Here is a 26,770-nt window from a genome sequence, read left to right on the forward strand (position 1 = left end):
GTCAGACGCCCGCGAGGAGCTTGCCCGCGTCCAGGGTGTCCTGGCCCTTGTTCCAGTTGCACGGGCACAGCTCGTCGGTCTGCAGCGCGTCGAGGACCCGCAGGACCTCCTCGACGTTGCGGCCGACTGAGCCCGCGGTGACCATCACGAACTGGATCTCGTTGTCCGGGTCGACGATGAAGGTCGCGCGCTGCGACACGCCGTCCTTGCCCAGCACGCCCAACTCGGCCGACAGCTCGCGCTTGATGTCCGACAGCATCGGGAACGGCAGGTCCCGCAGGTCGTCGTGCGACTTGCGCCAGGCGTGGTGGACGAACTCCGAGTCGACCGACACGCCGAGCACCTGGGCGTCGCGGTCGGCGAAGTCGGACTCGAGGCGGCCGAACGCGGCGATCTCGGTGGGGCAGACGAAGGTGAAGTCCTTGGGCCAGAAGAACACCACGCGCCACTTGCCCTGGTAGGACTTGTGGTCGATCGTGGTGAAGGCCTTGTCGGCGTCGAGGTCGACGCACGCGGTCAGCGAGTATTCCGGGAACTGGTCGCCCACGGTCAGCACGGGATGCTCCTAAAGATCGTTTTGTGGAGGGCTTCATCTTGGCGACATCCCATTGATCCGAGAAATCAGCGTCGCCGCATAGACTCATCGGCCATGGGGATCAATACCGGGGGACCCTCGATCAACCAGGTGCGCGCCTTCGTCGCGGTGGCCGAGTTCCTGCACTTCACCAGGGCCGCGGCGGCGCTCGGGGTGAGTCAGCCCACACTCTCGGCCGGACTGTCCGGATGCGAGGAAGCACTCGGGTCGCGGCTTGTGGAACGCACCACACGCAAGGTCATGATCACTCGGGCGGGTGAACGCCTGCTGCCGCACGCGAAGGCGGTCCTCGCCGCGGTGGACTCGTTGGTGTCCGAGTCGGACAGTGTTCGCGCGCCGTTCTCCGGAACGGTCCGCCTGGGGTTCATCCCGACCGTGGCGCCGTACCTGCTTCCGGTGGTGCTGCGCGGGTTGGCGCAGGCGTTCCCGGCGCTGACCGTCGAGGTGCACGAGGAGCGGACGGCCGCGCTGAGCGAGGGGCTCCAGTCCGGCCGGATCGACGCCGCCGTGCTCGCCGTGCCGGTCGGGTCGCGGGGCGTGGCGGTCGACCCGCTCTACGATGAGGACTTCGTGCTCGTCGCCCCGCGCGGCCATTCACTGTCCACACGGGACTCGGTGGACGCGGCGGAATTGGGCACGCTCGATTTGCTGCTGCTGGAGGAAGGCCATTGCCTGCGGGACCAGGCATTGGACATTTGCGCGTCGGCGGGGCTGGAACCGGAATCGGCGGCGCGGGCGGCGAGCCTCACCACGCTCACCCAGCTGGTCTCGGCGGGAATGGGGGTGACCGTGCTGCCGGAAACGGCGGTCGCCATCGAGGCGAAACGAGCGGGATTGGCGGTCACCCGATTCACCTCACCCGCGCCCCGGCGGCGTATCGCGCTCGTTTATCGGGAAAGCGCGGGCCGGTCGGCGGAATACGCCGCGATCGCGGCGGAATTGCGCAGGGCGGTGCGCACCCGGCGGCTCCCGGTTCGGCTGACGGGCGAGGAAGCACTCGCCGGATAAAACCTGGGCCCGGTGGGCGGCGTCGGGTCTCGGCGCCGCCCACCAGGGGACTTAGTGGGCGGGGGCTTTTCGGGGCATGTCCGACGGTTTGGGGACCCGTTGGACGGGGATGGGTGGGGGAGCGTCCGGGAGCCCGTAATAGCGGTACAGCTCGGTCGCTGTCTCCGCCGAGAGCGTCCCTTCGGCTTGTGGAGCGTCCTTGACGACGTCCAAGGCGACCTCTACCTGGAGGCCCTCGGCGCCGGGGTGGGCGCCGGTCAGCGGGACGAAGCTCTCCCGGTGGCCGAACAGCCCGGTGCGCACCGTCACCCATCCGGGTTCGCGGGTCGCCCCATCGAGGTACACCGTGCCGACGCGGCCGATCTTGCGGCCGTCCGGGTCGTACACGTCATGGCCGATCAGGTCCTGCGGTCTCATAGCGACCACGGTCACTCCGGTGGGCCCGACCCGCAACCGCGAGCGGGCAGGCCTCACCCGTGGTTCACCCCATCGGGGACCCGGACGGCCAGGCCGCGGCCATCGGGACCAGCCCGGCGTGCGGTCCGATCCAGACATAGGTCCAACACAGCGTGCCGTCGTCGAGGACCGCTCGAACCCGGCTGTACTCGCCGCCCTCGTAGGCGTCGGCGGCCGCCAGGACCTGCGGCCCGGCCAGCTCGACCAGCCAGCCGTCGACCCCGGGACCCGCGCCGATGGTGAGCGCGGGATAGCCGCGGCCGGTGTCGAACAGGGTGCCCGCGATCCGCGCCCGCCGCGGCGTGCCGACCGTGCCGCCCGCCAGCACGTCCCACGCCGACGCGCCGGGCTGGAGAGTGCCGTAGACGAACAGGGACCCTGGGTAGGCGTCGGGGACGGGATCGCCCGCCAGGACGTCGTAGACCAGCCCGTCGGACGATCCGGCGACGCCCGGCCTGGGTGGTTCGAGACTGCGCACCATGGCGCCGTCGACCAGCAGCGGACGGCGGGACTCGGTGGCCCCGACATAGGCCAGGACGCCGTCCAGCCTGCCGCCCGCGGCCAGGGTGACCTCGCCGGTGCGCACGAACGCCAGGTGGTGGCGGGTGCCGCGGCCCTCGCACGCGTCGAGCGCCCGGACCTGCTCCGGGGTGACCAGCAGGACCGCGTGCTCCTCGACGCCGGGCAGCGCGGCCAGCACGACCGGCCGCGACGAGTCCACGCTCCGCAGGCCCGCCGCCCACACGGCCGCGAGGCCCGTGCACTTCGCGCGCAGGACCACGACTGGACCGGACATGCCCAGCTCGGAGCGCAGCCAGCTCAGCTTCGACGGGCACGCGTTGGACCCGTAGGCCAGCACCGGCACCCGCTCGGCCTGGACGGGGGCACCGCGGTCGCGCAGCCACCGGTCCACGTCCAGCCCGTCGAGCGGCCACCCGGTGCCCTCGTCGTGGACGTAGGAGAACGGCGGGCAGCCGCCGGGGTAGGGCAGGGCGGGGTAGTCGGCGTCGACGAACATCGCTAGCGCTGGTCGGCCTCTAGCTCGGTGATGAACTCCGCCCAGAACTCCTCGACGCAGCGCTCGAACCGGATGCCCAGTTCCAGCGACTTCACCTGCCACCGGTCGGCGTGGTCGATGATCTGCTCGCGCTGGGCGAGGTAGCCGTCGCCCCTGGCCTTGTGCGAGGCGTGCCGCGCGCGGGCCAGTTCGAGCAGGTTCGACTCGCCGCCGAAGGTGGCGAAGAAGAGTTTGAGCAGGCCGAGGTCGCGGACCTCGGTCTGTTCCGGGGTCGGCGAGGACAGCCACTCCGCCAGCGCGGTCCGGCCCGCGTCGGTGATCGAGTACGTGCGCCTGCGCCGCCCGCTCTCCTCGACCGCCGAGGTCACGAGGCCGTCCTCGGCCAGGCGCGCGGGCTCGTCGTAGAGCTGGGAGTGGGCGAAGGCCCAGAAGTTGCCGATCGTGTAGCCGACACGCTGCTTGAGGTCGTAGCTGGTGGCCGGGCCATGGCTAAGCATCCCGAGCACGACATAGGACGTCGCGTTCAGCTTGCGGTCGCGCGGGGACGAGGCGGGCAGGGCGGGTCACCTCCTGGCTAACGGGACTGTATGACCCTACCTAGTCGGTTGTATGACCGCGCCCGTTCGGCGGTACCGATGGGGGCGGTCGGTCGACCGCCCCCACCGTGGGTGTCAGTCCAGGTGCCGAACGTCGAGCTTGCCGTCGGCGTGCTGGGCCCGCAGGACCTTCTTGTCGAACTTGCCGACGCTGGTCTTGGGCACCTCGGCGATGAACGCCCAGTTCTCCGGCAGCTGCCACTTGGCGACCTTGTCGGTGAGGAACCCGCGCAGTTCCTCCGGCTGGGCCTCGGCGCCCTCGCGCAGCACGACCGTCACCAGTGGACGCTCGTCCCACTTGGGGTCGGGGATGCCGATGACCGCGGCCTCGGCCACCGCGGGGTGGGCCATGACGGCGTTCTCCAGCTCGACCGAGGAGATCCACTCGCCGCCGGACTTGATGATGTCCTTGGAGCGGTCGGTGAGGGTCAGGAAGCCGTCCGGGGTGAGCGTGCCGACGTCGCCGGTGCGCAGCCAGCCGCCCTCGAACTTCTCCGCGCCCTCGCCGTCTTCGTCCAGGCGGTAGTAGGAACCGGTGATCCACGGGCCGCGGACCTCCAGCTCGCCGACGCTCTCGCCGTCCCACGGCAGTTCCTCGCCGCTGTCGCCGACCAGGCGCGCGGTGACGCCCGCGGGGAGCCTGCCCTGGGTGTAGCGGTAGGCCCAGGTCTCCTTGTCGGACAGCCCGGCCGGCGGGCGGCACAGGGTGCCCAGCGGCGAGGTCTCGGTCATGCCCCACGCGTGGACGATGTGGATCCCGTACTTCTCGGCGAAGGTGTGCATCATCGACGGCGGGCACGCCGAGCCGCCGACGACGACCTCGCGCAGCGAGCTCAGGTCGGCGGGGTGCGCGTCCAGGTAGGACAGCACGCCCTGCCAGATCGTCGGCACGGCCGCGGACTGGGTCGGCTTGGTCGCCTCGATCATCTTGACCAGCGGCTCGGGCTGCAGGAACCGGTCGGGCATGACCAGCGACGCGCCGGACATGAACGCCGCGTAGGGCATGCCCCACGACATCGCGTGGAACTGCGGGACGATCACCAGCGAGCGGTCCGCCGAGGACAGGCCCATGCCGTCGGCCATGCAGACCTGCATCGAGTGCAGCCAGATCGAGCGGTGGGAGTAGACCACGCCCTTGGGGTTGCCGGTGGTGCCCGAGGTGTAGCACATCGCCGCGGCGGAGCGTTCGTCGATCTCGGGCCAGTCGAACTCGGTGGACTGCGCGGCGAGCAGCTCGGCGTAGGAGTGCACCTGGACGCCCTCGGGCGCCTGCAGGGCCGCGGCGTCGCCGTTGGCGACGATGACGTGCTTGACCGTCTTGAACGTCGGCAGGTGCTGGGCCAGCAGCGGCACGAGGGTGCCGTCGACGATGACGACGTGGTCCTCGGCGTGGTTGGCGATGTAGGTCACCTGTTCGGGGAACAGGCGGATGTTGAGCGTGTGCAGCACCGCGCCCATCGCGGGCACCGCGAGGTAGGCGGTGAGGTGCTCGGCGTTGTTCCACATGAACGTCGCGACGCGCTGGTCGCCGGTCACGCCGAGCCCGCGCAAGGCGTTCGCGAGCTGCGCGGACTGGGTCCCGACCTGGGCGAACGTGGTGACCCGGCCCTCCGTGCCGGTCCAGGTCACGACCTCGCTGCCCGCGTGCACGGTCGAGCCGTGGCGCAGCAGCGTGGCGATGGACAGCTGGCCGTCCTGCATGGTGCTCAACATCGTCGATCAAGCTCCCTGGGGTCACCCCGACTACTGACTGGTAACCAGAGACGATAGTGCGCGAAACGCCTCCGCGACATGGTGGAAATCGGCCACGCGGGCCTGTTGATCATGCTGTCACGCTGTGTCGCGACACTCGAAGGTGCACGCTCAGCAGGAGGTTTGCGCGTGTCGGGGGTATGTTGCCGGTCGAGGTGTCGTTTACTGGCGAAAGGCAACTGGCGACCGGAGTCGCATCGTGGGTCGAGGGCGGGATACCGCTAGCGCTCTGGTGACGTTCGGTAGCCAATTGTTCGCCAGACAACTTTGTCTGACCCTCCGCTGCCGCGGCGGGTGAAGAAGGAAAGGACTACCACGTTGGCTCTGCCCACGTTGACTCCCGAGCAGCGCGCTGACGCGCTCGCCAAGGCCGCAGAGGCGCGCAAGGCGCGTTCCGAGCTGCTGGCGTCGATCAAGTCCGGTGAGCGGACCATCGCGTCGGTGCTCGGCAAGGCCAAGGACGACAAGACCATTGGCAAGACCAAGGTCGCTGCCCTGCTCAAGGCCGTCCCCGGCCTCGGCGCGGTGAAGGTCGCCGCGCTGCTCGAGCAGGCAGGCATCGACCCGGACCGCCGGGCCGCGGGCCTGGGCGACCGGCAGCGCTCCGCGCTGATCGACGCGCTCAACTGACCCGATGACCCCCGGCCGGGGGTAGGCGACGGAACTCCGTCGCCTACCCCCGGCTGTCTTTTCCAACCGCTCTCCCCGGCGTAAGCAATCCCATAACGCGGGACCGACCCCTACTGGGCATGATTGGGGTGTGGCAGGGGACGAGGGACCGCGTGGCCTGGTCGAGCGATACCGACCGGGTGATTTCCTGCTCGCCGGACCGGCCTCCACGCTGCTGGCCACCGGGTGCCAGGCCGTGGTCGCCGAGACCGACCCCGACGAACTCGCCGCCCGCGTCGGCAAGCTGATCCTCGACACCGGGGCGCCCGCCGCCGTCGGCGTCCTGCCGTTCGACGCCGACGCCGAGCCGCGCGTGGTGATCCCCGAGGCGGTCAGCTGGGCGGGCCCCGCGCACGGGCTCGTGCCGCCCGCCCGGCCGCACACCGTCGCCGCCAGCGTCACCCCCGTGCCCGAGCCCGCCGCGTACGCGCGGGCCGTCGCCGACACCATCGCCGACCTGCGGGCCGACCCCGACCTGCGCAAAGTCGTCTTGGCGCGCGCTCTCGACCTCGGCTTCGCCGACCCGGTCGACATCGCCGCGCTGCTCCCCGGCCTGATCGAGGCCAACCCGCTCGGCTACACCTACGCCGCCGACATCAGCGCCGACGCCGACCGCACGCTGCTGGGCGCCAGCCCGGAGCTGCTGCTGCGCCGGACCGGGACCGCGGTGTTCTCCAACCCGCTGGCGGGCTCGGTGCCGCGGGTGGCCGACCCGGTCGCCGACCGCGCGGTCGCCGAGGCGCTGCTGGCCTCGGCGAAGGACCAGAGCGAGCACCGGGTCGTGGTGGAGGCCGTGGTCGAGACGCTGCGGCCGTTCTGTCGCGAGCTGACCGTGCCGTCCGCGCCGTCGCTGGTGGAGACCCCGACCGTGTGGCACCTGTCGACCCGGATCTCCGGGACGCTGATCGACCCGGACGTGTCCGCGCTGCGCCTGGCCGCCGCGCTGCACCCGACCCCGGCCGTGTGCGGCACGCCCGCCGGGGCCGCCCGCGCGGCCATCGCCCACCACGAGCCGTTCGACCGCGGCTTCTACAGCGGCGTGGTCGGCTGGAGCGACGCCTCCGGCGACGGCGAGTGGATCGTGGCGATCCGCTGCGCCGAGGTCGAGCGGGCGCGGATGCGGCTGTTCGCGGGCGCGGGGATCATGCCTGACTCGATTCCGGAATCGGAGCTCGCCGAGACCACGGCGAAATTCCACACCCTGCTCGCCGCGCTCGGGATGAGCCTGGCCTGAGGCCGTCACCGCAGGTGGCGACCGTCGTTGGACTCGGTGACACCTCAGACCGCGACTAGCCAGATCCAATAAATCCGAAGGTCGTTCGCTATCAAGGAAGGCGAACGAGGGGTTACAGTCGTGCCGTGGGAGCCCCGACGCTGGCGTCGCCGCTGCCTCCTGAGTTGGCGGATCTGGTGCGTCAGCTCATCCGGAGGCTGCCGGAGTTCGCGTCCGAACTGGCGACGCTCCTCAGCGACAACGAAGAGTTCTACCGGCGCGTGAACCTGGCCGCGCCAGAAGAGCTGCGCAAGGTGTGCGAGGTCAACCTGCGCAACGCCTTCACCGCGTTCCTCGAGGGCCGCGACGTCAGCGTCGAGTCCGCGCACAAGACCGCGCTCGCGCAGGCGAGACAGGGCATCCCGCTCTCTGCGGTGTTGCGCGCGTTCCGCATGGCGGGCACCTACATCTACGAGGTGCTGATGGAGCGGGCACTGCCCACGGGTGTGCTCACCGCCGAGCAGATGCTGCCGATCAGCAACACGGTCTGGCGCATCATCGACAACTACTCCAGCGTGATCGCCACCGCCTACACCGAGTTCGAGGCCGACTCGGCGCGCTACGACGAGAAGGCGCGGCTCGGCCTGATCGACGGCCTGCTCGACGGCCGGTTCACCAAACAGTCCGAACTGGACGACGCGGCCAAGGCGCTCCGCCTGCCGGGGACTGGGACATTTGTAGTTGTCGTCGCCGACCGGGTCGCCGACCGGCTGCCCACCGGGGCCATCGTGGACGCGCGACGCTGGCGGCTGGTCTGGCGCAGCCTGCCAAACGCCGAGGTCGGCATCGTGGCCGTGGAGCGCGCGACGGATCTGAAGCAGCTGCGCGACGCGCTGGAGGCCGCCGGGCTCGGCATCGGCATGAGCCCCCCGGTGTCCGGGCTGCGCCGCATCCCGGCCGCGCTGCGTCGCGCGCGCATCGCCCGGCGCTGTCTCGCGCCAGGGGAGACCGGTGTGGCCGGCTTCGGCGACCAGCCCCTGACCACGTTGGTCGCGGGCGGGCTCGAACTGGCGCGGGAACTGGCCCGCGAGGTGCTCGCCGGGGTGTTGGAGCTGCCCAAGGCCGAGCAGGAGGTCCTGCTTCGCACGCTGCACGCGTGGTACGCCGAGGGCGGATCGGCCAAGGCGACGTCGGCGCGGCTGTTCGTGCACCCGAACACGGTCCGTTATCGCATCCGCCGCATCCAGGACCTGACCAAGCGCGACCTGGCCGATCCGCGCAGCGTGGCCGAGCTTTACGCCGCGGTGGAGACCGCCCGGCTCGACCCCACGCTGGGTGGCCCGGCCGAGGCCTGAGTCCAGGGCGGCATCACAAAGCGCGACTATTCGATGTCGCGCTGTCATTGAGTGAGGGCCGTTGCCCCGTGGTCGGGTCAACGATTCATGACCAGCGTCGATACCTGGGTTTGTATCCGGTGACAGTCTTGTTTGGTCCGCTCGACTATTCGGCGTAAGGAAACTGGGCCGAACGCAGTCTCGGAACTAACCTGAATCGAACTTCATGAACCAGTGTGGCGTCCGTCACAGCTAGTGCGGCGTGACCCCGGTACTACCGTTGGGTAACTTCGCGCTGGTTGTGACCCCGGTCTCACTCAAGGAGGACCCTTGCGGACGCTGCTCTCCGTAGTCGTGCCCGTCCTCAACGAGGAGCGGCGACTCCCCGCCACCCTGGTCGGCCTCGCCTACGCCCTGCGCGGGGTGTCGCGGCGGACCGAGATCGTCGTCGTCGACAACGGCAGCACCGATCGCAGCGCCGAGGTCGTGCGGGCGCACCGCGCGGGCCCGGTGCCGATCCGGATGATCGACTGCGCCGAGCGCGGCAAGGGTGCCGCGGTGCGCGCGGGAGTGCTCGACACCGACAGCGCCTACGTCGGGTTCTGCGACGCCGACCTCGCGACCAACATGGACGCCCTGCAGCCAACGTTGGAGCACCTGTACGCGGGGGTCAACGTCGTCGTCGGCTCCCGCGCGCACCCCATGTCCGACGTGCGGGCGCGGCACAGCGTGCTGCGGCAGGCCGGGGCGTGGGCGTTCCGCCGGGCCGTCGGCTCGCTGGTGCCCGGGGTCGCCGACACCCAGTGCGGCTTCAAGTTCTTCGACCGGGCGACGGCGACCGCGGTGTTCACCCCGCTGCGCACGACCGGTTTCGCCTTCGACGTCGAGCTGCTCGCCCGCGCCCAGGCGCACGGGGCCGTCGTCGCCGAGCTGCCGGTCCGCTGGACCGACGTGCCCGGCTCCACCTTCAGCCCGATGCGCGACGGCTACCGCAGCTTCGCCGCGCTGCGGGAGATCCGCGCACTGCTCGACGGCGAGACCACCGCCACGCCGGTCCGCGCGTCCGACACGGTCATCGCGGAGGTCGCGTAGGTGGGTGGGCCCAAGCCCTTGCGCGGCGCCCGGATCGTCATCGTCAACTGGCGGGACCGGGGCCACCGGCTCGCGGGCGGCGCGGAGGAGTACGCCGTGCGCGTCGGCGAGGCGATGGCCGACGCCGGTGCGCACGTGACGTTCCTGACCGCGCGCGACGAAGGACAGACCGCGGGCGAGACCTCGACGCTCACGTATGTGCGGCGCGGCGGCCGGTGGACGGTGTACCTCTGGGCGCTGTTCTGGCTGCTGCGCAACCGAAACCGGGTCGACGTGGTGGTCGACTGCCAGAACGGCATCCCGTTCTTCAGTCCGCTCGTGCTGCGCCGTCGGACCGATGTCGTCCTGCTTATGCACCACGTGCACGACGCGCAGTTCGCGGTGCACTTCCCGCCGTGGCTCGCCGCGGTCGGGCGGTGGCTGGAGGGGCCGGTGGCGCGGGTCGCGTACCGGCGCGCGGTCACGGTCGCGGTGTCGCCGTCGACGGTGCACGCCATGCGCACGCGGTTGCACTGGTCCGGGCCGGTTTACGTTGTGCCCAACGGGATGGAGCATCCCCCGGCCGAGTCGGCCGCGCGTGCCGCCGAGCCGACGCTGGTGTGCCTTGGCAGGCTCGTCGCGCACAAGCGGGTCGACCGTCTCATTGAGACAGTCGAGGCGCTGCGCGCGAAGTGGCCGACGCTGCGGCTGCACGTCGTCGGCGGCGGGCCGGAGGAGGCCGCGCTGCGGGCGATGGCCGGTGCGGGCGTCCAGGTGCACGGGTACGTCGACGACGAGACGAAGTCGGCGCTGCTGGCCGAATCCTGGGTCAACGTCACGCTCTCCGACGGCGAGGGCTGGGGCCTGGCGGTGATCGAGGCCGCCGCGCACGGCGTGCCGACGTTGTGCCGCGACGTCGACGGCCTGCGCGACTCGGTGCGCCACGGCGACACCGGCTGGCTCGTCGACGGCGACGTCAGCGACATCAACCCGGCGGTCGTCGGCGCGGTTGACCAAGCGCTCACCGACCTGAGCGATCCGGCGCGCGCCGACGCGGTGGCCAAAGCCTGCCGGGACTGGGCGAACAGGTTCGACTGGACGGCCACGGGAGAGCGGTTCACCGCGCTCGTCGCCGATCTGCGCGCTGGTCTGGAAATGGGTGGCTGGTTGCCCCGAATGCCGGAGGCGCTGGTCGCGGAATTCGACCTTTCAGGTGTTACCGCCCGTCCGGCCCTGCTTGCCGCGCGGTCGGGAACGGACGGAATCGGCCAGTGGGTATTGGTCGAGCAATGCTCGGCGGGGCGGGTGGTGGCGGCGCTGGAAAGCGCTGGCCACGGGCCTGTCGCGGTGCGCGCCGCCGCCGATGCGGAGCGATTGTTGGGTGGGTCCTTACGAAGCAGGCGTGGAACGTAACGGATTGACTCAATCAGCCGTTCAGCAGTGTTGCCCGAACCCATATCGGACGTATCTTTCGCTGGTATTACCGTCGAGTAAGCAACCGAAGACGACCGTCCCAACGGTCTTTGAGTTCCAGGAGGACCCGTGCGTCGCGTCATCACCTTCGTCCTGCTCGGGTTGGGGGTGTTCGCGGTGGCCACCGGCTTGTTGCTGCAGCTGTACGCCTACCCCCGGCTCGCCAAGGTCCCGCACAACATCGACACCAAGTCGGTGGCCCAGGGCAGCGGCATCACGGCGCTGGTCTACGTGCCCAGCGGCTCGTCGGCGAAGCCGGAGATCCGCGAGAACATCAGCCTGACCTCCACCACGCACGTGACCGGTGACCTGAGCCAGCCGGAGGTCGCCAAGGACAGCGAGGTGACCGCGTGGACCGAGTCGACGATCGTCAAGGACGACAGCGACGAACTGGTGGTCACCGCGGGGCTGCGCGGGCTGTGCATGAACCGGCACACCGGTGAGGCCGTGGTGCCGTGCGAGGGACAGTTCTATGAGGACGAGAAGGGCGACCGCAAGCGCGCCAGCCGCAACCAGCTGCTGCAGCCCGGGTTGAACTTCAAGTTCCCGTTCGGCGCGGAGCAGAAGACCTACAAGTGGTTCGACACCGAGATCAAGCAGGCCGTGGACGCGCGGTTCACCGGCGAGGAACAGATCAAGGGTGTCGACGTCAACAAGTACGTGATCACCATTCCGCCGACGAAGCTCACCACGCGCGAGGTGCCGGGCAGCCTGATCGGCAAGCCGGACGTGCCGACGGTCAAGGCGGACCTGTACTACGAGGTCACCCGGACGCTGTGGGTCGAGCCGACCACGGGCGCGGTACTCGCCGGCCGTCAGGACGGCAAGCAGGAGCTGCGGGAGTCCGGCCAGGCCGCGGGTGAGGGCACGTACGTGTTCAACGGGACGCTGCAGCTCAACGACGAGACGGTTTCCAAGAACGTCGAAGAGGCGAAGAAGAACATCTCCAAGCTGTGGGCCATCACCACGCTCCCGACGATCCTGTGGATCTCTGGCGCGGTGATCACCGTGGCGGCGATCGTGCTGCTCGTGATGGGCGGCGGCGCGCCGCAGCCCGCCAAGCGCACGGGCAACCCGCCGACCCGGCGACAGGGTGTCGGCGCGGGCGTCTGATCAGGACAGTGGACGGGGGACGCCGGGTCGGCGTCCCCCGTCTTTCAGTTCTTGCGCAGTACCAAGACCAGGTTCCAGGACGCGACCTCGCGCAGCCCGGGGACGTGCACGATCCAGGTCGCCCATGACGGGTGGTAGCGCGGGAAGGCCCGCACGAGCGTGGCGTCCTCGCACTGCTTGGCCCACTTGATCGCCGCGGCGATGGAGAAGGCGAACAGGCTCTCGCCGAACTTGTTCTTCGGCTCCGCCCCGGTCTTCTCGGCGAACCGGCGGCGGGCGTAGTGGCCGCCGAGGAAGTGCCACGGCGATGTCTCGTGGCCGCCCCACGGTGAGTACCACGGGGTGAAGGACATGAAGACGGTGCCGCCGGACTTGGTCACGCGGACCATCTCGTCGAGCATCACGTGCGGGGTCGGCACGTGTTCGAGGACGTTGGACGAGTAGCAGATGTCGACGCTTCCCGTGCGCACCGGCAGTTCCGTGCCGCTGGCCCGGATCATGTTCTCCCCGTGCTGCCCGCGCGCGGACAGCTCGCCGACGTCGGGGTCGAGGCCGAGGTAGTGGGCACCCGCGGCGCGGAAGGCGTCGGAGAAGTAGCCCGGGCCGCCGCCGACGTCGAGGATGATCTTCCCGTCCAGCGGGGCGTAGGCGTTGACCTGGCGGACAGAGTCTTCGGCGAGCGTCTTGTAGAAGGTCTCGCGGTCGGTCTGCTCGTTCCGGAAAGCCTTGAACAGCCGCACGGACCGGTCGAGCGTGGCCGCGAACGGGGTCTGAGTCGTCATCGATGTCCAATCGGGTCGCGCAGTTCGGTGACGAGGCCGGACAGGAGTTCGGCGGCGCTGTCACGGTGGAAGTCGCGGGCGCGGACGCGCAGGGTCAGGGTGGTGGTGTCGGCGACGGTGACCGCGCCGAAGGCGACCGCTGAGCGGCCCGAGGCCGCCGGGTGGAAGGCCAGTGCCCGCACGTCGTCCGATGTGGACACCGGGCCGAGGTTGGAGACGAGGAAGCTGGAGCCGAGGCGGTGGCCCAGCAGGCGGGTGCCGAGGGTGGTCAACATGCCTGGGGAGCTGGGGAACTGCGGTTCCGGCGCCTGTTCGGCGAGGCGCGCGCGGATGTCGGCGGAATCGGCGTCGCGAGGGATGGGCAGGCGGAGGAACGCGCTCTCGTCGCGCGGGGCGATGTTGTCCCCGCCGCGGCGCGAGACGCCGACGGCGGCGACCAAAGGCGTTGGGTGGCCGTGGTGGCGGCGGTTCCAGGCCGCGACGGCGGTGGCCGCGGCGGCGGTGAGGACGCCGGTTCCCCATGCGGTGCGCGGTTCCTGGTGGGTGAGCAGGAGTTCGCCCGCCTGGCCGGTCGGGGTCGGTTCGACGCGGGCGGGCGGGTGGAACAGGGCCTCGTTGACGCGGCGCGCGGCCGAACGGACGAAGGATTCCGCCGAAGGACGGTCACCCACACCGGTCGCGCCGGAAGTCACCTGGATGTCGAGTGCGGCGCCCAGCAGGGCGAGCAGGCCGAGGCCGTCGCAGGCGCCGTGGTGGGCGGCGATGAGCAGGGCGGGCTCGTTGGTGCTGACGGCGGCGCGCACGCGGGGTTCGCCGTCGGCGTAGGGGAGTTCGGCGAAGCGGGCGCGCGGGCAGGCTAGGTCTTCGGCCTGCTCGACCGCGGGCGGCGGCCCCAGGTGCGGATACCGCGCGCAGGCCTGCGCCAGGCCACGGCCGACGGCGCCGGGGTCAGCAGCCGCGCGCAGGTCGGCGCGCAGCAGGATGCTCCAGCTGACTGTCGGATCCCCGAAGCCGGACGCGGCCACGGCGGCGGGGTCAGGGCGCGGAGGTGCCGTAGTTGACGACGCCGTTGGCGCCGTTGCCCGCGGGACGCTCGTTGAGGTCGAGCTTGGACGGGGCATCCGGGCTCGCGGCGCTGGTCACCCCGAAGGTGACGCCCGTGGCGAGGCCGAGACCGGCCAGGACGGCCACCAGAGCCGCAACGATCTTGCCCACCTGATTACTCCTCGCGCCGACTGATTTCGCTCAATCTACCGGCCGGTAACGCCTGCCACAACAACCCTAAAGTCACGATCAGCAACGCGATGGAGTCGCCGACCAAGACTGGGGCCCTTGGCGGGCCGAGATCGGGCGGATCGGCGATCGGTCCGGGCACTCGGTACAGCGTCAACCAGTCGCCGCGGTAGGTCTCGGTCAGTGGCGCGAGAACCGCGGGGTCGACCTCTCCCGGAGTGCCGTGTTCCACCAGCACCCAACCGAATCCGAGTGCGCCGAGGTCGCCGCGGGTGTCGATCGCGGTGCGGACAGCGGGAATCCGGGGATCCTCGCCGGGGATGGGGTGGCCGTCGACGTAGACGGTGTCGTCGATGACCGTGGTGCGCGGGAGGATTCGCGGCGCGGGGTCCAGCTGGGTTCGGTCGTCGTTCCAAGCGAAGCGGCGGAATGTCGACAATGGCAGGGTGAGCACGTCGCCGGGCCGGTCGTCGTCGATGAGTTTCGCGCGGACATCGGCCCAATCGGCCGGATAGTCGACTGTGGCCAGCCTCCCGAACCCGCCGAACGCGAGGTCGGGCAGGGTGAGGACGGGCAGCAATGCAGCCGCGGCCAGCGCGGCGAGCCGTCCGCCGCTGAGATGCCGCACGGCGCGTTCCATGGCCAGGGCGAAGCCGATGGCCAGCGGGAGCGCCCACCACGCGACCCACTTCTGGCTGTCCCGCAGCAAACCCGCGCCGGGGACGGCCGTCACGGCCCACCGCACCAGCGCGGCACCGGGCGGGACCGTGGTGAGCAGGGCGAGGACGACGCCGAGGCCGCCGAGAAGGGGCAAACCAGGCCCCCACCGCCGAACGATGTCCCGGCACCCGATGAGCGCGACGACCGTGACGCCGATGGTGATGACGGGAATGAGCGGAAGCGCCCGACTGGCCGGGACGACCTCGCTGTTCCAGTAGCCCCCGAGCCCGAGCACGGCGGTGAGCGCGCCGCCCCAGTTCTCCCCGTGCGCCCCGAACCGCTCCACCGCGTCCGGCGCGGAAAGCCCGCCACCGGGGAGAAGCACCGACGGTACGAGCCAGGGCGCGTTGAGCCCCAACACGATCCCCAGAGTGGGGACGACACGCCGCCACCCGGCGGCGACCAGCGCGGTGCCCGCGGCCAGGAGTCCCCCGGTCGGGGTCAGCACGGCGGGCACCGACCAGAGCACGATCCGCGCCCACGCCTTGGGTTCGCCCGCGCGGAAGTCGAGTCCGGCCGCGGCGATCCACGGCAGGCACGCGTAAGCGAGCAGATACGGCCAGTGCCCCATGAAGAGCCGCTCGGCGAGATATGGCGTCCACCCGTAGGCCAGCGCCGCGACCAGTCGGACGGCGGTGGATTGGGTGGGAACGAGCCTGCCCGCGCCCAGCGGTCCGAGGAAGAAGGCGAGGAAGAGCACCAGCTTCTGCACGATGTCGCCTGGCAACAGGTGCGTCAGCAGCGACATGACCGCGTCGGCGGGTACCGAGCGGGCTGGTGCGGACCCGAGGCCGAGGCTGTCCGGGACGAGGGGCTGGGTGGGGGAGAAGACCATGTCGTAGTTGAGGACGAATCCGCGTCCGAGTAGCGGAGCCGTCACCGCCAAGGCCAACAGCGCGCTCACCGCGGGCAGGGCGACCCGCCGCAACGCCAAAGGGCTTCCACTCACACCTGTTCTCCAGGTTGTCTCGCCGCTACAGTTACCGGCAGGTAACCAGAGGGGTGCCCGTTGACTGTAAGCGGTTCCGAAGAGGCTACTCGGCGTGGCGGGCTCGGCGCTGTCCTGGTCGCGGGCGCACTCGCGGCCAACAACATCGCCAGCTACCTGATGACGCTTGTCGCCGCCCGCCTCCTGATCCCGGAAGCCTTCGGCGAATTGGGCTCCTTGCTGGCGATCCTCGTCATCGGCGCCGTTCCCGCGCTGGGCCTGCAGACCGTCGTGGCTTTGCGCGTCGCGAAAGAGGATCACCCATCCAGGCGACCCCCGGGACCGCTCGTCGCCCTGGGTTTCGGCACGGCGCTGACGATCGTGGTGGTGGCGCTGCTCAGCACACCCCTGTTCGTCTGGCTTCTCCACCTCGACAGCCCCGCATCGATGCTGTTCCTGGCTTGGACCCTTGGCCCGATCACGCTGAACGGCCTCTTCTACGGAACGCTCCAGGGCACTGAACGCTTCGGCACGATGTCCAAGCTGCTACTGACGGAAAGCGTCGGCCGCATTGGCGGGACCCTGGTCGGTTTGGTTGTCACGAGGACCCCGACGGGCGCCCTGGCCGGCGCGGCTATCGGCGCGACCTTCGTTGCCATTACGGGCTGGTTCATCTGCGGTCGCCCTCGCCCTACGCGCCTTGACTTGGCGCATGTGCGGGATGTCCTCCATGCCGCGCAGGCGTTGTTGGCGTTGGTGCTGCTGGTGAATCTGGACCTGGTGCTGGCTCGGCACACGTTGCCGGAGGTGACGGCAGGCGAGTACGCGATCGGTGCTGTCGTCACGAAGATCGCCTACTGGCTCCCGTTCGCGATCGCCGTTGTCGTACTGCCGAAGATGAAGAGCGAGGAAGGCAGACGGAAGGTCATCCCGAAGGCGTTGGCGTTGTGCGCGGCTCTGGATGGGATGGTGGTCTTGGGAACAGCGCTATTCGGCGACTTGGGCGTGAAGATCATCGGCGGCGCCAACTACACCGACAGCACCATTCCGTTGTGGCCGTTCGCGCTGGTCGGCTCGTTTCTGTCCCTTGTTCAGATCCTGCTGTTCTCCCGGATCGCGAGCGCTGACCGGAAGTCGACAGTCCTTACCTGGTTGGCGGTCGCCATCGAGATCGTTCTGGTCGTTACTGTCCTCAATGGAACGCTGATCAACGTGGTGACTGCGGCGGTGATCGCGACAGGTTGTCTGGCCTTGGCGGGCGCGGCAATCGAGGCCAGAGACCACCGCAAACCTGTCAAGACGATGCACTGAACCGCTTGCGCGGAGCCCGCTGTTAGAAGCTGGATCGAGCGGGGCCACCCAAGAAGGAATCTGCGGGGCCGTTCTTTGAGTCAGGCGTCGGTCGGGTTGGCCGTGGCCGTGGCGGTGTGGTGGGTGGCGGGGGATGGGTCCTTGTCGAACCAAGGGATTCTTGCCGCTACTACGGCTGCCAAGGCGACGATGATCGCGGCCTGGGCGGTCGCGCCGTAGGCCCACTCCTGGCCGTGGTCCAAGACCCGGCCGATGACCGCGGTCGCCGTCGCGACCGTCATTCCCAGTGCTGCCAGCGTCATCGAGATTGCCCGGCGATAGCGGGGCATCAGGCTTCGCAGCAGTAGGCACGCGATCAGCAGGACTATGGCGAGCATGCCGCCCATGGCGCCTAGTAGGACGATCAACGCGATGGGGACCCACTTCTCGCCGCCCGGTTCGGTGGAGACCTGGGTTCGGCGGGCGGGGGCGAAAGCCAGCACAACCAAACCAAGGACAGCGATCAAGCCGATCAGGAGTCGGACGCGGTACGACGTGTCCGGCGCGAACTCCAGTGACACGTCAACCTCGCCGCCGGCCGGAAGGATCCAAGCCTGCTGCCACCCATCGACCCGCGTCCGCTCCAGCGGTTGACCGTCCACAGTGGCCACCCAACCGTCATTCGCGTTCTCCGGCACCGCAAGGACGGAACGCGGCCCCGCGGCGACGGTGAGTTCCCGAGAGGAGACCTCCCAAGTCCGAACATCAACCGCCCGCGAACCAACAGTCCCGGCCGACGCGTCTGAAGGTCGGAGCCACAGATCCTGGATCAGGAACGCGTCCGAGCGGTCGGTGCGGATCTCGTGTTCCCCGGAAGGGAGATCGACGCCTTCGGCCAAGTCGGGGCAGATGCCCAGCGGCAGGGCGCGGTGGTTGTTCAAGTCCGAGAGTGTGCCCGTCACCTTGGTGGCGTAGTCGAACTGGTCGATCCGCAGCTTCGGACCAGACCCGCACGGAACCGTGAAGCGAGTGGAACCGTCGATGCGCGGCAGAGCATCCGGCGCCCCGAGCAACGTCAGTCCAGTGATGCCAGGCGCGAGAACCGGATCACCGTCGACAGCATGTGTCCGGGTGATGGTGATGTTCATCCAGTCCGTGGTGCCGCGATAGTCCACCGAACCATCGGTGAACACCGGCAGCCGCACCTTGCCCGCGAACGACTCGATCTCGACCTCGGCGGGGGCGCCCGCGCCGGAGTCCTTGTCTGTCACCAACTTCAGGCCGGTGATGTCCGACGGCTTGCCCCACCGCAGCTTCAGGATCGGGCGCTGGTCGGTGTAGTCCGCGATCCACGTCGTCCCCGGGTCGGCGTCGATGGCGGCGAGGGGGCCCGCGGCCGGGTCGCCCGCCAGTTGGCTGGTGGCGGAGACCTCCAAGCCGGGGACCTGGAGCGGGGCTTTCGCGCCCGCGACCGGCAGCACAGTGCCCGCCACCTCGTAGTTCTTGTCGAGGGACGTGCGGAACAGGCGGTGGATGCCCGTCGGTTCCTCGCCGAAGCGGGTCAGACCGGCGTCGCAGCGGGTCAGGGATATCTCGCGGAGGCAGGAGAAGCTGGGGAGGGCGCCGCGGGTGAAGGCGAAGGAGGTGTGCTGGTCGACGCCGGGGGTGACGTCGGCGGGGACGCGCAAGGCGCGTTCGGCCTCAAGGCCGGGGAAGGTCAGCTCGGCGATGCCGACGTTGCCGGTGTCGCGGTCGGCGGCGACGCTGAGGAAGGTCACGCGGATGGTGCTGGTCAAGCCCGGGGTGACCGTGAAGACCTGCGCGTCGTTGCCGCGTTCGACGTCGCGTTCGACGGAGCCCTTGTCGGTGGTGATGCGGACTCGGGTGACCGGCCAGCCCAGGCGCGGGTCGTCGACGACCCGCAGGGTCACGTGGTCGACGACGCGTGGGGTGTCGAGTTCGACCTCGAACCACTGGCCAGCCGGACCTCGAAGACTGGAGGACTGCCAAGCCGTGTAAGGGTCGCCGTCGATCGCGGCGAACGGCATCGTGGAGGGGTCGGAGCCGCGGACGGCGTCGGCGAAGCTGGCCGCCGAGGACGCCGTGACGGCGCGGATGCCGCGGTAGGTGGCCAGGGTGCGGTGCTGGATGCCCTCGAACGGGACCAGGTCGATCGCCGGGCGGTTCTGCCTGGCCTTCTCCTCCGCCGTCAGGGTCTGGCTCAGGTTGTCCCTGACCCGCCCGACGTTGCGTTCCCGGTAGCGCAGACCGTCGGTGACCAGCCAGTCCCGCGCGTCGGGGGCACCGCCGTCGCCCGCGAGCACCGTCGGCCGGGTGGGCGCGAGCAGGCCGGAGTCGAGCAGCGGCAACAGGGACTCCGGGCCGCCGCTGACCGTGGCCACGTCCGCCGTCGGCACCGCGACGGCGCGCGGAACAGTCCGCTTGACCTCGTAGATCTCGATGGCCTGGGCCTTGGGGGCCTGCTTGTCGATCCCGTCGCCGCCGTCGAGTTCCGGGCCGAAGCCGGTCACCCGCTCGATCCCCGGCGACCGCGCGAGCGCGGCCCGCAGGACGCTCCGGGGCGGCGCGCCCGTGGTCGAGCGGTCGATGTCGTTGCGGAGCAGCAGGAAGCGGTGGCCCGACCGGGCGAGGAAGTCCGCGAGACCCGGCGCGCCGCGGCCGTCGGCCAAGGCGTCCTCGACGGCGTCCATCAGCCGGGTGTTGCCCTCGGAGCCGAGCGGGATCTGGCTGCGCAGCGCCCACGGTGAACGCGCAAGCGATTGCGCGGGCTCGTCGATCGTCTTGCCCCACGTGTACTCGCCGAAGCCGGTGCCCGGGATCAGCAGGGTCCGCGCGTCGGCGTCGGCGTCGGCCACCCAGGTCATCGCCGAGCGCCAGTAGTCCGGCACCTCGTCCCACCCGGGTCCGGGCCGCAGCGTGAACAGCCACGCGGGCGCCGCGGTGATCGTGACCAGCAGGAATCCGACCGCCAGCCGCGCCCGGGTCGCCCACAGGCTCGACGCCTTGCGGGTCAGGCCCGGCAGCCTGCCGGAGATGGCGTGCGCGAACGCCAGGACCAGCGGCAGCCGCAGGCCCGGCTCGAACTTGTGGACGTTGCGCAGCGGCGCCAGCGGGCCGTCGAGCAGCGCCCGGACCGGCTCGGAGAACGGGCTGTCGAGCGTGCCGACGTAGCCGATGGTCAGGAACGTGACCCCGGCGACGACGCCCAGCGTCAGGAACAGCCGCTCCGGCAGCCGCGACCGCACCAGCCCCAGCAGGCCGATCGCGGCGAGCACGCCGGTGGCCAGCATCAGCACCGGGTTGTCGATCAACATGAAGCCCGACGGCCACCACGGCGTGCCCTGCACGACGTAGGCGACCCACTGGTTGGTGCCGCGCAGCACCTGGAACAGCGACGTCGGCGTGGTCGTGTTCGTCGCCGACTCGACATAGTCGACGAACGGCAGGCTGTACTCGCCCAGCAGCGCCAGCGGCAGGAACCACCACAGCACCGCGGCGAGCGCGCCCGCGCCCCACCACAGCACCAGCCGCACGTGGGCGCGCGTCCATGTGCGCGTCAGCAGCCACAAGCCAGGCAGCACGAGCGCGAGGATGACGACGGCACCGTTGACCCCGCCCATGCACACGATGGCCAGCGCCGACAGCGCCGCGGCCCGGCGCGGGGAGCCGATCTTGTCGACCCGGATCAGCGGCAGCAGCACCCACGGCAGCATCACCGCGGCGAGCATCTCGGCCGACAGCGGACCGATCTCGGTGAGCATCCGCGGCGCCAGCGCGTAGGCGAGGGCGGCGGCGTAGCGGGCGGGTTCGGTTCCGATCCGCAGCGCCCGCGCGACGGCGAGGACACCGCCGAAGGCCAGGCACAGCAGCAGCCCGCACCACAGCCGCTGCGCGACCCACGGCGGCAGGCCCACCAGCTGGCAGAAGCCGAAGTACGGGCCCATCGGGAACAGGTATCCGTACGCCTGGTTCTGCAGCTCGCCGCCGGTCGCGGCCGGGTTCCACAGGTGCAGCGCGCGGCCGAGGAAGGCGATCGGGTCGACCGCGAGGTCGAGCTTGGTGTCGAACGTGGTCCGGCCCGGCCGCTGCAGGAACGACAGCAGGACCAGCCCCGCCATCACCCACGCCGTCAGGTTGCGCGGCAGCCCGGCCAGCCACGCGCGGACCCGGCCCGGCGCGCGCACCGTCGCCGGTTCCGCTGTGCTCATCGGAGGAATAGTAGTGGCGCTCTGTGTGACCGCCGTCTGGCTCGCGTTCAGGCCGTGCCGCCCTTGACGATCACGTACTTGGTCGACTGCCAGTGGGTGTCGGGCTCGTCGGTGGTCACGCTCGCGACGACCTCGGCGCCGTGCGCGGCCACGACCGACCGGACCCGCGCGGGCGGCAGCGCCGTCATCCGCATCGGCGCCGGGTAGCCCAGCACCAGCTTCTGCCCGAGCCGCACCAGCCGGTACGGCGCCAGCCGCCAGATCGTCCCCTTGAGCGTCCACAGCGGACGCGTCGTGCACTGGAGCACCGCGACCCCGCCCGGCCGCAGCACCCGGACGAACTCGGCGAGGTAGCCCGCGATGACCTTGCCGGGCAGGTGCTGCAGCACGAGCTCGGAGTACACGAGGTCGAAGCTGTTGCTGGTGAAGACGTGCAGGTCGGGCACCTCGTTGAGGACGAACTGGCAGCGCCCGTCGGTGCGGTCGAGCGCCCGCGCGGTCTCCAGCATCGGCTCCGACACGTCGACCCCGATGACCTCGTCGGCGTGCTCGGCCAGCGCCTGCGACAGCCTGCCCGCGCCGCAGCCGAAGTCGAGCACGCGCTCCCACTCGGTGGCCAGGCCGAGGTCGGCGAGCCACTTGCGCGCGGCGCCGACGTCGCGTCTGCCCAGGTCGAGGAAGTCGTCGACGTCCCATCGGCCGCCGCGCTTGTCGGGGGCGACGTGCACCGCCCACAGCGGGTCCTGGGCGCCCAACTCGGTCCAGTCGCGCTTGACCTGCTCGAAGCTCATAGAGGTCCTATCAGTTTCCTGGCGTGGGCTTGCACGCCGGTGGCTGGCAGAGGAGCTTGCTCAACGCGCTGTAGAACACGTCGATGATCTTGGTCGGGTCTGGGGTGCTGAAGGTCTCGCCGCCGGTGGCGCCGGTGATGGCCTTCAGCTCGGCGACGTCGATGTCGGGACCCACGCCGATCCCGATGATCGGGATGGGCCGCTTGGGGTCGACCAGCCCGCCGAGTTCGGCGAGCAGCTGCTCGCGGGTGATGCCCTTGGGGTCCTCGTTCTTGCCGTCGGTCATGACGATGACGAGGTTGATCCGGCCGGGCTCCCAGTTCTGCCTGGCGACCCGGTAGGCGGCCAGCGTGCTGTCGTAGAGGCCGGTCGCGCCCTTGGTCTGCTTCTCGATGCCGCGCACGGTGGCGATGCCGTTGTTCGCCAGGTGCTCGGCGACGGGCTTGACCGGCAGCATCTCCCGGTAGTCCTTGTCGCCGTCGAGGTTCGTGGAGAAGATCCACAGCCCGATCTTCGTCGTCGGCTTGAACAGCCGGATGCCCAGCTCGGCGGCGTCGAGGGTGACGGCCATCCTGGTCTTGCCGCTGCCGGGCACCGGTTCGGCCATCGACCCGGACACGTCGAGCAGCACCTGGACGCGGGCGCTGAGGTTCACCCCGGCCCACTCGTTGAGCACCCGGTCGACCTCGCCGCTGTCGGGCAGCGGGACGGGCGGCAGCGTGTCGGCGACGACGCGCTTGTCCTGCGACCGGTCGCGCAGCGCGGCGCCGTCGGGGCCGCGGAACCCGGCCGAGCCGAGCAGCTGCGTGGCGCCGCTGCCCAGCATCCTGGTCAGGAACCGCTCGGCCGCCGCGCGCTTCTCCTCGCTCGCGCTGGGCAGCACGACGAACGGATAGTCCAGCGACGGCGGCGGCGGGTCGGCGTAGACGGCGACGAGCTTGGTCGGGCTCTGCTTGACGTTGTGCCGCAGCAGCGCGGTCTCCGAGGTCGGGAAGGCCGACAGCGGCGGCAGGTTGCCGGCCGAGCCAGGCAGCCGCAGGAACAGCTCGGATGCCTGCGCCACGGTGTTGGCCGAGAGCTTGCGCATGGTCGAGGTCAGCGCCGCGGCGTCGCCGCCCGCGGGCTCGGCGATGGCGAACAGCGTCGCGGTGCCCACCGGGTCGCGCGCCGGGTCGGGGAAGCCGAGCGCGCCGACGACGACCTCCGAGCCGAGCAGCTGCGCCCACGACGGCCGCGTGGCGGGCCAGCCGAACTGGCCCGCGACGTCGTCGGCCACAGCCATCACGACCGGCGACGACGCGATCGACGTGCCCTTCACCGGCGTCTGCCAGGCGCCGTTGGATTGCGCGCGCTGCAGCCACATCGCCGACTCGGGCACCCACACGTCCGGCGGGTCGGTGCCGTCGGACACCGCCAGCGCCTCGGCGACCGCGGCCGACTCGCGTGCGGTGACCCGAACGTCGTAGCACTCCTCGCCGCTCTCCCTGGTGTCCTTGCCGACCTGGGTCAGCACGGCGGCGATGTCCGGCGCCGCGGCCACCGACAGCGCGACCACCGAGTCGCAGTCCGACGCGCCCAGCTTGTCGCGCAGCACGGTGAAGCTCAGCCAGCCGACGAGCGCCACGACGAGGAGCAGGCTCAGGACCAGCACCGGTGACCGGTGGGCCGCCCGGCCGGATCTGGGCGAGTGACGCCCCATCCTTGCTCCTCACCTCGTCGGCTTTTGCTGAAAGATACCCGCTGGTAGCCGCACAATCGAGGGTATAGGCCATTCGCAGTAATACCGGGCCGGTGGTTGCGAAATCGATTGTTGACTTTATGTGACTCGTGGGTAATGTCGATGACTACCGGCCAGTAGGTCCGCCTCGGAATCCGGCCGGACTCCGGCTCTCACCCATGAATGAGGTCATCTCGCATGCGTGCACTGATCCGTTCCCTCGCGCTGCCACTCGCCGCGGCCATCGGTGTGGCGCTCGCCCCCGCCGCCTCCGCCGACCCGATCATCCCGCTCACCTGGAGCATCACCGGGACCACGACGATCGCCAAGCCCGGCCTGAGTGTCCCCATCCCGCCGGGCGCCAAGTTCGTCGGCCAGATCGACCTCGCCGACTGGAAGCTGACCGGCGAGACGACCATCCCCGACCTCGTCTCCAAGGGCAAACTCCTCAACGCCGTGCCCTACACCGCGATCGTCCGGCAGGTGGCCACCAAGCCCCTCGACGGCGGGATCGTGGACGGAAAGGTACAGGTCAACCGCTACTTTCGGCTGCAGATCATCAAGCTCAGCGTGGACTTCCTGCCCAACCTGAACCTGGTCCCGGCGGGCTGCACCACCTCGGCCGACTCGGTCTCGACGCTGACCAACACGACCCCGATCGACCTGTTCAAGCCGATGGGCCTCACCGGCGAGTTCGCCATCCCGAGCTTCACCAAGTGCGGCCTGCTGACCCCGGTGATCACGTCGATGATGTCGGGCCCCGGCAACAAGATGGACCTGACCTTCACCCCGGGCGCGGCCACCATCGCGGCCATCCCGGCGGGCCAGAACGCGCCGTAGTCGACAAGCTGACGTGGCTCGGCCGGTCCAACGAATTCGGCGGACCGGCCGAGCCATTGTCGGACAGAACAATAGCTATTGTTCGCCGCGACAATTATACGAGCGGTTCGCCGATCACCACGCCGACGAAGCACGCCGCGACCGAGCCCGGCGCGCGTTTCAAGTCGATTCGATCGAATTCGGTGTCGGTCACCAATTGCAACAGGTGCACACCTTCCTGTAGCTGGAGGGTGAACGACCGGGTGCCCGCGTTGATCGTGACCAGCCCCGCGGCGTTGGTGTAGTACTCCAGCCGGATGAGCCGCTTGCCCTTCACCGGCCCCGACAGCGGTACCACGATGGTCTGGTCGGCGACCGGGTAGCCGCACCCCTCCACCGGCCCGGGCTTGCCGACGACGGTGTTGACGACGCCGGTCACCTCGCGGGGCATCCCCTTGCCGTCGAGCATGTAGATCTTCGCCGTCGGCTCGTCGAACCTCGGCGGCCCGGGAAGGAGACCGATCGTGCGGGAGACCCGCCCCTGGTCGCCGAACCAGTAGACCATCACGCTGTTGGGCACGTGCGAGTCGTAGAGGACCATCTCCGGGTCCCGCTGCAACGCCGCCCTGGCCGTGGCGACGTACGCCTTGGCCCCGGCGAACTGCAGATTCGGCGAGATCCGCGCCGCGCTCACGGTCGCACCCGCGAGCATGACGGCGGTCGCCGCCACCAGCCCCACCCGCAACGCCCGCCCGGGGATGGCCGCGGGCCGCACACCGTCAGCCGTCATCGGCGTCAGATAGGCGAAGGCCGCACACAGCGCCAACACGGGAACGGCGTCGGCGATGTAGCGGATGTCGAGCCCGATGAGCGGCCCGATCAACGGCATCCGGGCGAGCGCCACCAGCGTGATGTCCACGGCCAGGTAGCCCGCCAGCAGCACCCAGGCGTAGGCCGCCCGCGTCCGCCCGATCAGCACACCCCCGACAAGGATGGCGACGGTGAGCAGCGACCCCAGAATCCGCACGGCGGCAACGGGCTCGTTGAGGGCCGGTGAGCCGTCGGCGCCCGAGGTGACCACGGGGAACCCGAGCAGCGGCGTGAAGAGGGTGTCGATCGCCATCAGCCTGGCCAGCGTGAGGACGCTGCTGCCACTGATCGCGGTCTCGTGGACCGGCGGACTCGCGAGTCCGAAGTAGAGGATGGCGTACCCGGTCAACAGGGCGATGTGGGCGATCCAGAGCTTGCGGTGGGTTCGCCAAGCCGAGGCCAGCGCTTTGAGCCCGCGCTCGGCGGAGAGCAGGACCGTCAGTCCGAAGAGGAGCCCGATGAAGAGCGCCGCCTTCTCGAAGAACGCCATGCCTACGGCGGTCCAGATCAAGGTGAGGACCGCGTCCCGCCGTCGCCCGGTCCGGACATACCCGACCTGACAGTAGAGAGCGGCGAACATCGCCAGCAGCAGGGGAAGCAGCTGCGCGGCGTAGGCCCACCAGAGGGTTGACGCGAGGATCAGGGGGGATGCGGCCACGACGCCGAACGGCATCAACAGGGCGCGGCGGGGGCCGAAACAGCGGACAAGCAGGCGCCAGAACACGACCAACGCGGCTATGTGGATCAGCACCAACGGAACCATGGCGACGATGAAGTTCAACGGCGCCAGGGCGGTGACGACCCAGACCAGGACGAAGACGCCGGGGACGATGTGGCCGTTGTAGTTCTGGAAGAGGTAGCCGGGGTCCAGAGGGCCGGAGCGGTCGGCCAGGTAGGTCATCAGGAAGTCGTCGTGGGCGAAGTATCCGCCTGCCAGGAACCAGAGGTGGTAGGCGAAGGGGGCTGCGCCCAGGACCAGGGCGGCCCAGCCGAGCAGGGACGGCAGGCGGATGGTCAGGGCCCGTTGGGGGGCGCTCTTGTGTTTGCCGGATGGTCGATCGACGACGGTCAAGGAAGCCCCCAGTTCACGTAG

22 protein-coding genes are annotated in these 26,770 nt (G+C 70.1%); 9 read left to right on the top strand and 13 right to left on the bottom strand.

Annotated elements, in window-relative coordinates; genetic code table 11:
• Position 1 precedes the first annotated feature (1 nt).
• The gene (locus tag ACSHT8_RS26170; RefSeq protein WP_436493554.1) at positions 2 to 556 is read right to left on the bottom strand and encodes a peroxiredoxin; all 555 of its coding nucleotides are present in this window, start codon (positions 554 to 556) and stop codon (positions 2 to 4) included.
• Between the two features lie 93 nt (positions 557 to 649).
• Here ACSHT8_RS26170 and ACSHT8_RS26175 point away from each other — a divergent pair, with 93 nt between their 5' ends.
• The gene (locus tag ACSHT8_RS26175) at positions 650 to 1,603 is read left to right on the top strand and encodes a LysR substrate-binding domain-containing protein (protein WP_436493555.1); all 954 of its coding nucleotides are present in this window, start codon (positions 650 to 652) and stop codon (positions 1,601 to 1,603) included.
• A 51-nt stretch (positions 1,604 to 1,654) separates the two neighbouring features.
• On the opposite strand, the gene ACSHT8_RS26180 is transcribed toward ACSHT8_RS26175, so the two are convergent.
• From ACSHT8_RS26180 to ACSHT8_RS26195, 4 genes are all read right to left on the bottom strand, one after another.
• Positions 1,655 to 2,020 (bottom strand): PRC-barrel domain-containing protein, encoded by a 366-nt coding sequence (locus ACSHT8_RS26180; protein ID WP_436493556.1) that lies wholly within the window; start codon positions 2,018 to 2,020, stop codon positions 1,655 to 1,657.
• Between the two features lie 64 nt (positions 2,021 to 2,084).
• Positions 2,085 to 3,077, bottom strand: a complete 993-nt coding sequence (locus ACSHT8_RS26185) for a gamma-glutamylcyclotransferase family protein (RefSeq protein ID WP_436493557.1) — start codon at positions 3,075 to 3,077, stop codon at positions 2,085 to 2,087.
• A 2-nt stretch (positions 3,078 to 3,079) separates the two neighbouring features.
• Entirely contained in the window at positions 3,080 to 3,574 is a 495-nt protein-coding gene (locus ACSHT8_RS26190; RefSeq protein ID WP_436493558.1) for a helix-turn-helix transcriptional regulator, read from the bottom strand.
• A gap of 174 nt (positions 3,575 to 3,748) precedes the next feature.
• A complete protein-coding gene (locus tag ACSHT8_RS26195; protein WP_436493559.1) occupies positions 3,749 to 5,386 on the bottom strand; it encodes a long-chain fatty acid--CoA ligase in 1,638 nt (545 codons plus the stop codon).
• A gap of 357 nt (positions 5,387 to 5,743) precedes the next feature.
• Here ACSHT8_RS26195 and mihF point away from each other — a divergent pair, with 357 nt between their 5' ends.
• The 6 genes from mihF (at position 5,744) to ACSHT8_RS26225 (ending at position 12,298) form a co-directional block, all read left to right on the top strand.
• Entirely contained in the window at positions 5,744 to 6,055 is a 312-nt protein-coding gene (gene mihF / locus ACSHT8_RS26200) for an integration host factor, actinobacterial type (RefSeq protein WP_172803343.1), read from the top strand.
• 130 nt (positions 6,056 to 6,185) lie between these two features.
• Entirely contained in the window at positions 6,186 to 7,328 is a 1,143-nt protein-coding gene (locus tag ACSHT8_RS26205) for an isochorismate synthase (RefSeq protein WP_436493560.1), read from the top strand.
• Between the two features lie 125 nt (positions 7,329 to 7,453).
• A complete protein-coding gene (locus ACSHT8_RS26210) occupies positions 7,454 to 8,662 on the top strand; it encodes a PucR family transcriptional regulator (RefSeq protein WP_436493561.1) in 1,209 nt (402 codons plus the stop codon).
• 309 nt (positions 8,663 to 8,971) lie between these two features.
• On the top strand, positions 8,972 to 9,733 hold the full coding sequence (locus ACSHT8_RS26215; RefSeq protein ID WP_436493562.1) for a glycosyltransferase: 762 nt from the start codon (positions 8,972 to 8,974) through the stop codon (positions 9,731 to 9,733).
• Positions 9,734 to 11,125 carry a glycosyltransferase family 4 protein gene (locus tag ACSHT8_RS26220; RefSeq protein WP_436493563.1) on the top strand — a complete coding sequence of 464 codons (1,392 nt, stop codon included), beginning with the start codon at positions 9,734 to 9,736 and terminating at the stop codon, positions 11,123 to 11,125.
• A gap of 129 nt (positions 11,126 to 11,254) precedes the next feature.
• Positions 11,255 to 12,298 (top strand): DUF3068 domain-containing protein, encoded by a 1,044-nt coding sequence (locus ACSHT8_RS26225; protein WP_436493564.1) that lies wholly within the window; start codon positions 11,255 to 11,257, stop codon positions 12,296 to 12,298.
• Between the two features lie 44 nt (positions 12,299 to 12,342).
• On the opposite strand, the gene ACSHT8_RS26230 is transcribed toward ACSHT8_RS26225, so the two are convergent.
• From ACSHT8_RS26230 to ACSHT8_RS26245, 4 genes are read right to left on the bottom strand one after another with little or no spacing between them, the layout of a single operon-like run.
• Positions 12,343 to 13,038, bottom strand: a complete 696-nt coding sequence (locus ACSHT8_RS26230; RefSeq protein WP_436502181.1) for a class I SAM-dependent methyltransferase — start codon at positions 13,036 to 13,038, stop codon at positions 12,343 to 12,345.
• A 38-nt stretch (positions 13,039 to 13,076) separates the two neighbouring features.
• Positions 13,077 to 14,105, bottom strand: a complete 1,029-nt coding sequence (locus ACSHT8_RS26235; RefSeq protein WP_436493565.1) for a hypothetical protein — start codon at positions 14,103 to 14,105, stop codon at positions 13,077 to 13,079.
• Between the two features lie 10 nt (positions 14,106 to 14,115).
• Positions 14,116 to 14,295: a DUF2613 family protein gene (locus tag ACSHT8_RS26240; RefSeq protein WP_436493566.1), complete on the bottom strand. Its 180-nt coding sequence runs from the start codon at positions 14,293 to 14,295 to the stop codon at positions 14,116 to 14,118.
• A 4-nt stretch (positions 14,296 to 14,299) separates the two neighbouring features.
• Positions 14,300 to 15,982: a hypothetical protein gene (locus ACSHT8_RS26245; protein WP_436493567.1), complete on the bottom strand. Its 1,683-nt coding sequence runs from the start codon at positions 15,980 to 15,982 to the stop codon at positions 14,300 to 14,302.
• A gap of 60 nt (positions 15,983 to 16,042) precedes the next feature.
• On the opposite strand from ACSHT8_RS26245, the gene ACSHT8_RS26250 reads away from it, so the two are divergent.
• On the top strand, positions 16,043 to 17,272 hold the full coding sequence (locus ACSHT8_RS26250; RefSeq protein WP_436493568.1) for a lipopolysaccharide biosynthesis protein: 1,230 nt from the start codon (positions 16,043 to 16,045) through the stop codon (positions 17,270 to 17,272).
• 80 nt (positions 17,273 to 17,352) lie between these two features.
• On the opposite strand, the gene ACSHT8_RS26255 is transcribed toward ACSHT8_RS26250, so the two are convergent.
• The 3 genes from ACSHT8_RS26255 to ACSHT8_RS26265 are packed head-to-tail and all read right to left on the bottom strand — an operon-like array spanning position 17,353 to position 23,970.
• Entirely contained in the window at positions 17,353 to 21,480 is a 4,128-nt protein-coding gene (locus ACSHT8_RS26255; protein WP_436493569.1) for an alpha-(1->3)-arabinofuranosyltransferase, read from the bottom strand.
• A 47-nt stretch (positions 21,481 to 21,527) separates the two neighbouring features.
• A complete protein-coding gene (locus tag ACSHT8_RS26260) occupies positions 21,528 to 22,271 on the bottom strand; it encodes a class I SAM-dependent methyltransferase (protein WP_436493570.1) in 744 nt (247 codons plus the stop codon).
• Between the two features lie 10 nt (positions 22,272 to 22,281).
• Complete coding sequence (locus ACSHT8_RS26265) at positions 22,282 to 23,970, bottom strand: substrate-binding and VWA domain-containing protein (protein WP_436493571.1); 1,689 nt, start codon at positions 23,968 to 23,970, stop codon at positions 22,282 to 22,284.
• 216 nt (positions 23,971 to 24,186) lie between these two features.
• On the opposite strand from ACSHT8_RS26265, the gene ACSHT8_RS26270 reads away from it, so the two are divergent.
• Positions 24,187 to 24,828, top strand: coding sequence for a hypothetical protein (locus ACSHT8_RS26270; protein ID WP_436493572.1), 642 nt, complete (start codon positions 24,187 to 24,189; stop codon positions 24,826 to 24,828).
• A gap of 94 nt (positions 24,829 to 24,922) precedes the next feature.
• Here the strand turns inward: ACSHT8_RS26270 and ACSHT8_RS26275 are convergent, their stop codons facing one another.
• Positions 24,923 to 26,749, bottom strand: coding sequence for a hypothetical protein (locus ACSHT8_RS26275; protein ID WP_436493573.1), 1,827 nt, complete (start codon positions 26,747 to 26,749; stop codon positions 24,923 to 24,925).
• Between the last annotated feature and the right edge of the window lie 21 nt (positions 26,750 to 26,770).

The organism is Actinokineospora sp. HUAS TT18, from assembly GCF_051364635.1.
Classification (GTDB): Bacteria; Actinomycetota; Actinomycetes; order Mycobacteriales; family Pseudonocardiaceae; genus Actinokineospora.